The sequence below is a fragment of the Streptomyces sp. NBC_00028 genome (assembly GCF_045041065.1).
GTDB lineage: Bacteria > Actinomycetota > Actinomycetes > Streptomycetales > Streptomycetaceae > Streptomyces.
Genome location: NZ_CP108293.1, coordinates 8279180 through 8289746, shown reverse-complemented (window position 1 = coordinate 8289746; position 10567 = coordinate 8279180). Strand labels below are relative to the sequence as shown.

Genomic DNA, 10567 nt, shown 5'->3' with positions numbered 1-10567 from the left:
CCCATGAGCAACCAGCATCGAACATTCGCCGATGTACTGGCCTCTGACCGAGCGAGCCCGGTTAGAAGTGCTCCTTAGAAAGGAGGTGATCCAGCCGCACCTTCCGGTACGGCTACCTTGTTACGACTTCGTCCCAATCGCTGGTCCCACCTTCGACAGCTCCCTCCCACAAGGGGTTGGGCCACCGGCTTCGGGTGTTACCGACTTTCGTGACGTGACGGGCGGTGTGTACAAGGCCCGGGAACGTATTCACCGCAGCAATGCTGATCTGCGATTACTAGCAACTCCGACTTCATGGGGTCGAGTTGCAGACCCCAATCCGAACTGAGACAGGCTTTTTGAGATTCGCTCCACCTCACGGTTTCGCAGCTCATTGTACCTGCCATTGTAGCACGTGTGCAGCCCAAGACATAAGGGGCATGATGACTTGACGTCGTCCCCACCTTCCTCCGAGTTGACCCCGGCGGTCTCCTGTGAGTCCCCATCACCCCGAAGGGCATGCTGGCAACACAGGACAAGGGTTGCGCTCGTTGCGGGACTTAACCCAACATCTCACGACACGAGCTGACGACAGCCATGCACCACCTGTACACCGACCACAAGGGGGGCACTATCTCTAATGCTTTCCGGTGTATGTCAAGCCTTGGTAAGGTTCTTCGCGTTGCGTCGAATTAAGCCACATGCTCCGCTGCTTGTGCGGGCCCCCGTCAATTCCTTTGAGTTTTAGCCTTGCGGCCGTACTCCCCAGGCGGGGAACTTAATGCGTTAGCTGCGGCACCGACGACGTGGAATGTCGCCAACACCTAGTTCCCACCGTTTACGGCGTGGACTACCAGGGTATCTAATCCTGTTCGCTCCCCACGCTTTCGCTCCTCAGCGTCAGTAATGGCCCAGAGATCCGCCTTCGCCACCGGTGTTCCTCCTGATATCTGCGCATTTCACCGCTACACCAGGAATTCCGATCTCCCCTACCACACTCTAGCTAGCCCGTATCGAATGCAGACCCGGGGTTAAGCCCCGGGCTTTCACACCCGACGTGACAAGCCGCCTACGAGCTCTTTACGCCCAATAATTCCGGACAACGCTTGCGCCCTACGTATTACCGCGGCTGCTGGCACGTAGTTAGCCGGCGCTTCTTCTGCAGGTACCGTCACTTTCGCTTCTTCCCTGCTGAAAGAGGTTTACAACCCGAAGGCCGTCATCCCTCACGCGGCGTCGCTGCATCAGGCTTTCGCCCATTGTGCAATATTCCCCACTGCTGCCTCCCGTAGGAGTCTGGGCCGTGTCTCAGTCCCAGTGTGGCCGGTCGCCCTCTCAGGCCGGCTACCCGTCGTCGCCTTGGTGAGCCATTACCTCACCAACAAGCTGATAGGCCGCGGGCTCATCCTTCACCGCCGGAGCTTTCAACCACCACAGATGCCTGCGGTAGTGGTATCCGGTATTAGACCCCGTTTCCAGGGCTTGTCCCAGAGTGAAGGGCAGATTGCCCACGTGTTACTCACCCGTTCGCCACTAATCCCCACCGAAGTGGTTCATCGTTCGACTTGCATGTGTTAAGCACGCCGCCAGCGTTCGTCCTGAGCCAGGATCAAACTCTCCGTGAATGTTTACCGGTAATCCGGTCGACACGCACGAGAGCGGAACCACCGGAGGAATAATCCGGTGGTTCACAGCGTCCTCGCTGTGTTATTTCAAAGGAACCTCGTCCCAACCCAATGGCTGGAGACGGGGTATCAACTAATCTGGCGTTGATTTTTGGCACGCTGTTGAGTTCTCAAGGAACGGACGCTTCCTTTGTACTCACCCGAGAGACTCTCTCAGGCTTTCCTCCGGGCTTCCCTTCGGTGTTCCAAACTCTATCAGTGTTTTTCCGGCCCTCTGACCACCCTCCCGCAGGCATGCAGAAGGAGACCCAGAGATAGGATCTGACAAGTTGGTTGCTGCCAGGCAAGGACGCTTGGTGACGTCGCTCAACCCCGGGCAGGAGTACGACTGTACACGGGGCTTCGGAGCGCGTGCAAATCGATTTGGGCTATGGTCTAGACCACCAGTCGCCGACGGTGCAGCGGGTGCCGGGCTCCCACACGGAACCCGTACTTCATATGACATACCCTGCTGAACAGTGCGCCGTCCGGTACAGGCAGTGACGGCCCATACAGATCTCCACCCCTGGGAGGCTTCCCATGACCACCGTGACGTCCCCTCTTGCAGGACGCGCCATCGGACTGGCTTCCGTGCCCGATCCGGTCTTCTCCGGGGCCATGGTCGGCCCGGGCACGGCGATCGACCCCGTGCGTGAGCCTTCCGAGGCTGTCGCCCCCGTCGACGGAGTCATCGTCTCGCTCCACCCGCACGCCTTCGTCGTCGTCGACGACGAGGGACACGGCGTGCTCACCCACCTTGGTATCGACACCGTGCAGCTCAACGGCGAAGGCTTCGAGCTGCTCGTGAACAAGGGCGACACCGTGACGCGCGGTCAGAGCATCGTGCGCTGGAACCCGGCTGCCGTGGAGGCCGCCGGCAAGTCGCCGGTCTGCCCGATCGTGGCGCTCGAAGCCACGGCCGAGGCCCTCTCCGAGCTGCGGGACGACGGCGACGTGAAGGCCGGCGACAGCCTCTTCGCCTGGAAGTGACGTCAGCTCCGTCGTATGACGGCAAGTAGTGGCAACCACCGCGGCGGCGGGACCCGCCGCACTATCGGAGACGGGTGAGATGGAAGCAACGCTGCGAGGCGTCGGCGTGAGCCACGGTGTGGCGATCGGCGAGGTTCGGCACATGGGAACGGCGGTCCTCGAGCCGCCGGCCAAGCAGATTCCGGCGGAGGACGCGGAGCGTGAACAGGGGCGCGCCCGCAAGGCCGTGGAAGCTGTGGCCGCCGACCTGATGGCGCGCGGCAATCTGGCCGGTGGTGAGGCTCAGGCCGTGCTCGAGGCACAGGCCCTGATGGCCCAGGACCCGGAGCTGATGGCGGACGTCGACCGGCGTATCGCCGTCGGCAGCACGGCCGAGCGTGCGGTGTACGACGCCTTCGCCGCGTACCGCGAGCTGCTTGCGGGTGCCGGCGAGTACCTCGCCGGCCGGGTCGCCGACCTCGACGACGTGCGGAATCGTATCGTCGCTCGTCTGCTCGGGGTGCCCATGCCGGGTGTCCCGGACAGTGACGAGCCCTATGTCCTGGTGGCGCGTGATCTCGCGCCCGCCGACACGGCGCTGCTGGACCCGACTCTCGTTCTCGGCTTTGTGACCGAGGAGGGCGGGCCGACCAGTCACAGCGCGATTCTGGCGCGGGCGCTCGGTGTCCCGGCTGTTGTCGCTCTGCCGGGCGCCGGTGAGCTGGCCGAAGGCACCGTGATCGCTGTCGACGGCAGCACCGGCGACATCTTCGTGGAGCCGACCGAGGAGAAGAAGGCGCAGTTGGAGGCCGCCGCCGCCGAGCGCAAGGCGGCTCTCGCGGCGTCGACCGGGCCCGGGGTCACGGCGGACGGTCACAAGGTGCCGTTGCTGGCCAACGTCGGTGGTCCCGCGGACGTGCCGGCCGCCGTCGAGGCCGGTGCCGAGGGCGTCGGGCTGTTCCGTACCGAGTTCCTTTTCCTGGACGACAGCAAGAACGCCCCGTCGGAGGAGAAGCAGGTCGAGGCCTACCGGCAGGTGCTGGAGGCCTTCCCCGAGGGTCGTGTCGTCGTCCGTGTGCTGGACGCGGGCGCGGACAAGCCGCTGGACTTCCTGACGCCAGGCGACGAGCCGAACCCGGCGCTGGGTGTGCGTGGTCTGCGTTCGCTCCTCGACCATCCCGAGGTGTTGCGCACCCAGCTGACGGCCTTGGCGAAGGCCGCTGAGGGGCTGCCTGTCTACCTTGAGGTCATGGCCCCGATGGTGGCGGACCGTACGGATGCCAAGGCGTTCGCCGACGCCTGTCGTGAAGCCGGGCTGCGGGCGAAGTTCGGCGCGATGGTGGAGATCCCGTCGGCCGCGCTGCGGGCGCGCTCGATTCTGCAGGAGGTCGAGTTCCTGTCGCTGGGGACCAACGACCTCGCGCAGTACACCTTCGCCGCGGACCGCCAGGTAGGTGCGGTGTCCCGGCTGCAGGATCCGTGGCAGCCCGCACTGCTCGACCTCGTGGCGCTGTCCGCGGAGGCGGCGAAGGCCGAGGGCAAGAGCTGTGGTGTGTGTGGTGAGGCCGCGTCCGACCCGCTGCTCGCGTGTGTGCTGACCGGTCTGGGTGTCACCTCCCTTTCCATGGGTGCGGCGTCGATTCCTTATGTACGGGCGACGCTGGCGAAGTACACGCTGGCGCAGTGCGAGCGTGCCGCTGCTGCCGCGCGGGCGGCGGACAGTGCCGATGAGGCGCGCAACGCCGCCCAGGCGGTGCTGTCCGGCGAGTAGTCAGGCGGCCGATCGCGCGTCGTTGATCTGGGAGGGGCGCTCCACCTTCGGGTGGGGCGCCCCTCTCCCGTTCAGTGACGGTGTCCTGGCTTCGGGCCCGCCGGTCCGAGGTCGGGCGGTACGCAGTAGTCGACGTCGGACTCCGGCGAGATGAGGTCGCCGGATTCGATGTCGGTGCAGTAGGCGTCGAACACCTCGCCTGCGGTGAGGGGCTCCAGGCCTTCGCCGCGCAGGCGCCAGCCGTAGACCCGGTCGGTGGTGCCGGGTGCGCTGGTGCGCATGACGAGGCCGCCGGGGCTCTGGGTCGCGAGACCGAGGGCCAGGACGGTGGTGAATTCGAGGGCTTCGGCCTCGTCCAGCCGGGTGGCTCCGTCGGCGTCCATGTCCGCGTGGAGGACGGAGACGAGTGTTTCCGGCGCTCCCGACACACTGCAGACGAGATGGTGGTTGCCCCGTGGGGCGGTGTCGAGGATCCGGGCGAGGAGGCCGGAGGCCCAGGTGAAGGCTGCTCGGCCGATGTCCTCGCCGCAGGAGGCGCAGGCGCCGAGGCGGGCCAGGAGTGTCGACGCGTACTCCCAGGTGGCCTGGCGGACCGCCTCGTCGATCAGGTCCGGGACGAGGTCGGTCAAGGGGCGGCCGTCGTACGGGACGGTCGGGCCCGTGGCGGCGAGTTCGGCGGTGAAGCGGGTGCGGCTGGACGCGATGTCGGGGTCGAGGCCCGTGTCCGCGCAGAAGTCGGCGTACTCCTCGGGGTCGAAGAGGGCGACTGTGGTGTGGCTGCCCTGGGAGGCGCGGGTGCGGAGGAGCGCTTCCACCTGTTGGAGATAGCGGGTGTGGTCGTCGAAGGTGAAGCTTCGGTAGCGCCGCATGGCCCGGAAGTCGTGTTCGTCGGTGAGCAGGCCGATGGTGCCGGCGATTTCGCGGCGCAGGACGCGTCGCATGGTCTGGTGGTCTGTGTGCGCCATTTTTCCCCCTGTGCACAGTCGATCAATGCTCACTCACAGTAACCGGCGGCACTGACAACGGGGGTGGGCTGGGGATGCCGCCGTCGGCATGCGGTGACGGCGGCGGCATCGGGTCAGGCGCGTTTGCGGGCCAGGTCCTCATAGAAGTGGAGCAGGTCGAGGTTGTCGATGGAGCCCGGGTTGACGGCCTTGTCGAGGGGGGTGCCCTGGAGGAGGCGCTTGACGGGGACCTCGATGCGCTTGCCGGTGAGGGTGTGCGGGATGCCGGGCACTTCGATGATCTCGTCGGGGACGTGGCGTGGTGAGAGCTGTTCGCGGATGGTCTGTCTGATGCGGCCGAGCAGGGCCTCGTCGAGGGCGGTGCCGGGGGTCAGGTGGACGAACAGGGGCATCCAGTAGCCGCCGTCGGGCTGTTCGATGCCGATGACGAGGGATTCCTTGATCTCCGGGAGGCGTTCGACGGCTTCGTAGATGTCGGCCGATCCCATGCGTACGCCTTGGCGGTTGAGCGTCGAGTCGGAGCGGCCGTGGATGACGACGGAGCCGCGGGAGGTGATGGTGATCCAGTCGCCGTGGCGCCACACGCCGGGGTAGGTGTCGAAGTAGCTGTCGTGATAGCGGCTGCCGTCGGGGTCGTTCCAGAAGTGGATGGGCATGGACGGCATGGGGTTGGTGACCACGAGTTCGCCGACCTCGTCGGTGAGGGGGGCGCCGCTGGGGTCCCAGGACTGGAGGTCGGTGCCGAGGCCTGCTGCCTGGAGTTCGCCGATGTGGACGGGGAGGGTGGGGACGGCTCCGGCGAAGCAGGAGCAGACGTCGGTGCCGCCGCTGACGGAGGCGATCCACAGGTCGTCGCGGACCTCGTCGTGCAGCCAGCGGAATCCGTCGGGAGGCAGTGGCGAGCCGGTGGTGGCCACGCACTGCACCTTGGAGAGGTCGAAGTCGCGGCCGGGGTGGACGCCTGCCTTGCGGCAGGCCATGACGTACGCGGCCGAGGTGCCGTAGAGCGTGGCGCCCGTGCGTTCGGCGATCCGCCATTGCGCGCCGGTGTCCGGGTAGCCGGGGCTGCCGTCGTAGAGGACGATCGTCGTTCCGGTGAGCAGGCCGGAGACGAGGAAGTTCCACATCATCCAGCCGGTCGAGGTGTACCAGAAGAAGCGGTCCTCGGGCCCGAGGTCGCAGTGCAGGCCGAGCTGCTTCAGGTGTTCGACGAGGATGCCGCCCTGGGACTGGACGATGGCCTTCGGCAGGCCGGTCGTGCCGGAGGAGTAGAGCACCCACAAGGGGTGGTCGAAGGGCACCGGTTCGAAGACGGGTTCCACGTCGGCGCTGGTCAGGGCGGTCCAGTCGAGGGCGCCTTCGGGGGCCTCGGTGCCGAGGAGCGGGATGTGGACGACGGCTCGCAGGGTGGGCAGTTCGCGGCGGAGTTCGGCCACGATGTCGCGTCGGTCGTGTTCCTTGCCGCCGTAGCGGTAGCCGTCGACGGTGAACAGGACGACGGGTTCGACCTGCTGGAAGCGGTCGAGGACGCTACGGGCGCCGAAGTCGGGGGCGCAGGACGTCCAGACGCCGCCCACCGCCGCCGTGGCGAGGAGGGCGACGACGGCCTGCGGGATGTTGGGGAGGTAGCCGCTGACCCGGTCGCCGGGGCGTACGCCGAGGGCGCGGAGTTCGGCGGCGAGGGAGCCGACCTGGCGGCGTAGGGCGGACCAGGTGACGGGGACTGGTTCGTGGGTTTCGTCGACATACAGGAGCGCCGGTTCGTCCGCGCGGGTGGTGGCCGCACGCAGGGCGTGCTCGGCGTAGTTGAGGGTCGCGCCGGGGAACCACTGGGCGCCGGGCATCGAGCGGTCGCCGAGTACGCACGCGTAGGGGGTGGAGAACCGTACGTCGAACCATTCCGTGACGGCTTTCCAGAAGGTGTCCAGCTCGTCGACGGACCAGCGGTGCAGCGCGGGATAGCCGCCCTCGGAGGGGGCGCCGTGGTGTTCGGCGGCCCAGGCCTGGAACCTGGTGACCTGTGCCCGTGCGATACGTTCCGGATCGGGCTGCCAGAGCGGCTGAGGGTTCACGGTCGACATGGGGCGGCTCCCGGACTGTGCGCGTCGTGTGCGTCGTCCGCGCACGGGCGGGGGTGTGCGCGTGACGCGGATGACACGGACGATGCCATGTGATCGACTTCTGCACCAGGGTGCGCCCCACATAGTCCGTGTCGTGAAGATGTGGTCCCGGCACGGGTGAACGGAAGTTGAACGACACGCGCGCGTGGGGCGCTCAGTGGCAGGGTGAACAGCATGAACGGTCGTGACCTGGTGCGTTCGATGAAGGCGGTCGGTTCGGCGGGGGCGGCCCAGAGGTTGCGTACCGTGCGTGCGGCTTGGCGTACCCGGCGTGCCGATGCCGCGGGGCTGCCGACGCGTGGTGCGGAGCGTGCGCGGGTGCCGGGTCCGGTGCTGGAAGCGGAGCCGGGGCCGGGGGGTGGTGTGGTCCGGTTCAGTCGTTCCGAGCTGCGGATCACGGTGGCCGTGAACGGGGCCGTGTTCTGGGGGTGGGACGGGGCCGGTCCCGAGCCGTCGTACGCGCTGGCGGGCCGGTGTCCGGAGCCGGATCCGCGGGCGGTGCTGGAGCCCGACAAGGACGGTGGCTGGCGCGTGGTCGCCGAGCGGGCGACGGTCGTGGTCTCCCGTCACGGGGCGGTGGAGGTGCAGACGCCCGGTGGTGTGACCTTGCGGCGGGATCTGCCGCCGCGCTGGTGGGAGCCGGTCGGTGGGGGTGCGGGGCGTTGGATGCAGCGGTCGGAGGTGTCCGCGGACGCGCGTTTCTTCGGTCTGGGCGGGCGGGCGTCGGGGCCACGGCTGCGCGGTGGCACGTACCGGCTCTGGAACACCGACCCCGGTCGGGCCTTCGGTCCCGGCGACGATCCGCTGTACCTCACGATGCCGGTGCAGCTGGTGGTGGCCGACGCAGGGACGCATCTGGTGTTCCACGACACCTCGTGGGACGGCACGGTGACGTTGCGCGAGGGCGAGGAGGGGGCCGGTTCGGGACATGACCGGCCCGGGGCCAGCGAACTGCGGATGAGCGGCGGTCCCCTGCGTTGCTGGGTGATGGTCGGTACGCCCGCGCGCGTGCTGCTCGCCTGGGCTTCCCTGACGGGTGCGCCGGCGCTGCCTCCGGCCTGGGCGCTGGGCCACCAGCACGCGCGGTGGGGGTTCGGGAGTGAGCAGGAGGTGCGGCGGATCGTCGCGGGGTATCAGGAACGCGACCTGCCACTGGACGCCGTTCATCTAGACATCGACCACTACGACGAGCATCAGGTGTTCACGGTCGACCAGGAGCGTTTCCCGAAGCTGCCGCAGCTCGCCGAGGATCTGCGTCGGGACGGGGTGCGGCTGGTCTCGATCGTGGATCCGGCGGTGCGGGCCGAGCCGGGCAACGCCGTGTACGAGTCCGGCACGGTCGTGGACGCGTTCGTCCGGGACGCGGCGGGGCAGCTGGTGCGGGGTGAGGCATGGGCCGGGGAGTCGGTCTTCCCGGACTTCACGCACGCGCGCGTGCGGGAGTGGTGGGGTGGCCTCTACAAAGAGCGGCTCGCGCAGGGTTTCGCGGGGTTCTGGCACGACATGAACGAGCCCACCTCGTTCACGGCGTTCGGGGAGCCGACGTTGCCGCGTTCGGCCCGGCACGCGCTGGAGGGGCGCGGCGGCGACCATCGTGAGGCGCACAACGTCTACGGCCTGTGCATGGCACGGGCCGCGTACGAGGGCGTGCGGGAGTCGGCCCCGCGGGAGCGGCCGTTCGTCTTCTCGCGGTCCGGGTGGGCCGGCCTCCAGCGCTACGGGGGCACGTGGTCCGGTGATGTGGCCACGGGCTGGCCCGGGTTGCGGGCGTCGCTGGCGCTGGTCATGGGTCTGGGGCTGTGCGGGGTGCCGTACTCGGGTCCGGACGTGGGCGGCTTCGACGGGAGTCCGTCACCGGAGCTGTATCTGCGCTGGTTCCAACTGGGCGCGTACCTGCCGCTGTTCCGCACGCACGCGAGTCTGCGGGCCGGCCGCAGGGAGCCGTGGGAGTTCGGTCCCGAGGTGTTGGAGCACGCGCGCGTGGCGCTCCTGGAGCGTCGGCGGCTGCTGCCGTACTTCATGACGCTGGCGCATCTGGCGCGGCGCACCGGGACGCCCTATGTACGGCCGTTGTGGTGGGGCATACCGGAGGACCGGGCGCTGCGCGACTGTGAGGACGCCTTCTTGCTGGGTGACTGCCTGCTGGTGGCGCCGGTGCTCGACCCGGGTGCGGACCGGCGGGCGGTGCAGCTGCCGCGGGGCCGCTGGTACGACACGGCCACGGGTCGGGCGTACGACGGGCCGGGGCAGATTCTGGTGGACGCCCCTTTGTCGCGGATTCCGGTGCTCGCGCGCGCGGGTGCCGTCCTGCCCGTTCGGGGGGAGGACGGCGGCCTTGAGCTGGAGGTGTGGGCGCCGGCACGGGGACGGACCGGTGGTGGGCTGGTGGTGCCGGACGTGGGTGACGGGTGGGACGAGCCGGAGATCGAGCGGTACGTCGCCCGGTGGCAGGGTCGGCGGGTGGTCGTCGAGCGGGAGGGTGAGGACGGCGTGAGCGCGCCGCCTCACCCGGTGCGTGTGCGGGGTGTCGAGGAGCGCTGAGGCTCAGACGTAGCGGCCCTCGAACCAGGACCTTACGGCCCGTGTGTGCAGCGGGAAGGCGAGCTCCTCCGGCCTGCGCAGGAGGTGCCAGCCTTCTGTCTCGTCCGTCGCGGCGGACGTGGGCAGGCTCTCGGCCGGGCGCTCGGGCAGGGACCCGAACAGCAGGAGGTGGCCGTCGGGCGAGCTCATGGCGTCGACGAGGCGTACGTCGCGGCTCGCCGCGTCGATGCCGGTCTCCTCCTTGAGCTCGCGGACGACGGCCTGGCGCCAGTCCTCGCGGTCGTCGACGTAGCCGCCGGGCAGTGCGATGCCCCCGCGCGCGGGGGCGACGGTTCGGGTGATGACGACGAGGCTTGCGCCCTTGGTGTCGTACACGGGCTGGAGGGCCACCGCGACCGGGAGCGGGTTGCGGTAGGCGACGGCGGCGCACACGGGACAGGTGCGGGGCCAGCCGGAGACGCCCTCTCCGAAGGGCGCTCCGCAGCTCGAACAGTGTGAGTCGGGCGCGGAGTTGGGGGTGGGGTGTTGAGTTTCGGACACGCGGCGGACTGTATCCGA

General features: G+C 68.4%; 6 protein-coding genes and 1 rRNA gene. 3 read left to right on the top strand and 4 right to left on the bottom strand.

Translation table 11 applies throughout. From position 1 onward, the window contains the following. Window positions 1–78: 78 nt before the first annotated feature. Window positions 79–1604 (bottom strand): 16S ribosomal RNA (locus OG885_RS37390). A gap of 579 nt (window positions 1605–2183) precedes the next feature. Between OG885_RS37390 and OG885_RS37385 the strand changes: the two genes are divergently transcribed. Next, window positions 2184–2633, top strand: coding sequence for a PTS glucose transporter subunit IIA (locus OG885_RS37385; RefSeq protein ID WP_405739480.1), 450 nt, complete (start codon window positions 2184–2186; stop codon window positions 2631–2633). Window positions 2634–2712: 79 nt separating this feature from the next. Then, a complete protein-coding gene (gene ptsP, locus OG885_RS37380) occupies window positions 2713–4383 on the top strand; it encodes a phosphoenolpyruvate--protein phosphotransferase (RefSeq protein WP_405739477.1) in 1671 nt (556 codons plus the stop codon). A gap of 71 nt (window positions 4384–4454) precedes the next feature. Here ptsP and OG885_RS37375 read toward each other — a convergent pair whose 3' ends face one another. Both OG885_RS37375 and OG885_RS37370 read right to left on the bottom strand, forming a co-directional pair. Then, window positions 4455–5348, bottom strand: a complete 894-nt coding sequence (locus tag OG885_RS37375; RefSeq protein WP_405739474.1) for a hypothetical protein — start codon at window positions 5346–5348, stop codon at window positions 4455–4457. Between the two features lie 113 nt (window positions 5349–5461). Then, window positions 5462–7429, bottom strand: a complete 1968-nt coding sequence (locus OG885_RS37370) for an acetoacetate--CoA ligase (RefSeq protein WP_405739471.1) — start codon at window positions 7427–7429, stop codon at window positions 5462–5464. A 213-nt stretch (window positions 7430–7642) separates the two neighbouring features. Between OG885_RS37370 and OG885_RS37365 the strand changes: the two genes are divergently transcribed. Further along, complete coding sequence (locus tag OG885_RS37365; protein ID WP_405739468.1) at window positions 7643–10009, top strand: glycoside hydrolase family 31 protein; 2367 nt, start codon at window positions 7643–7645, stop codon at window positions 10007–10009. 3 nt (window positions 10010–10012) lie between these two features. Here OG885_RS37365 and OG885_RS37360 read toward each other — a convergent pair whose 3' ends face one another. Continuing rightward, on the bottom strand, window positions 10013–10549 hold the full coding sequence (locus OG885_RS37360; protein ID WP_405739465.1) for an NUDIX domain-containing protein: 537 nt from the start codon (window positions 10547–10549) through the stop codon (window positions 10013–10015). Window positions 10550–10567 lie beyond the last annotated feature (18 nt).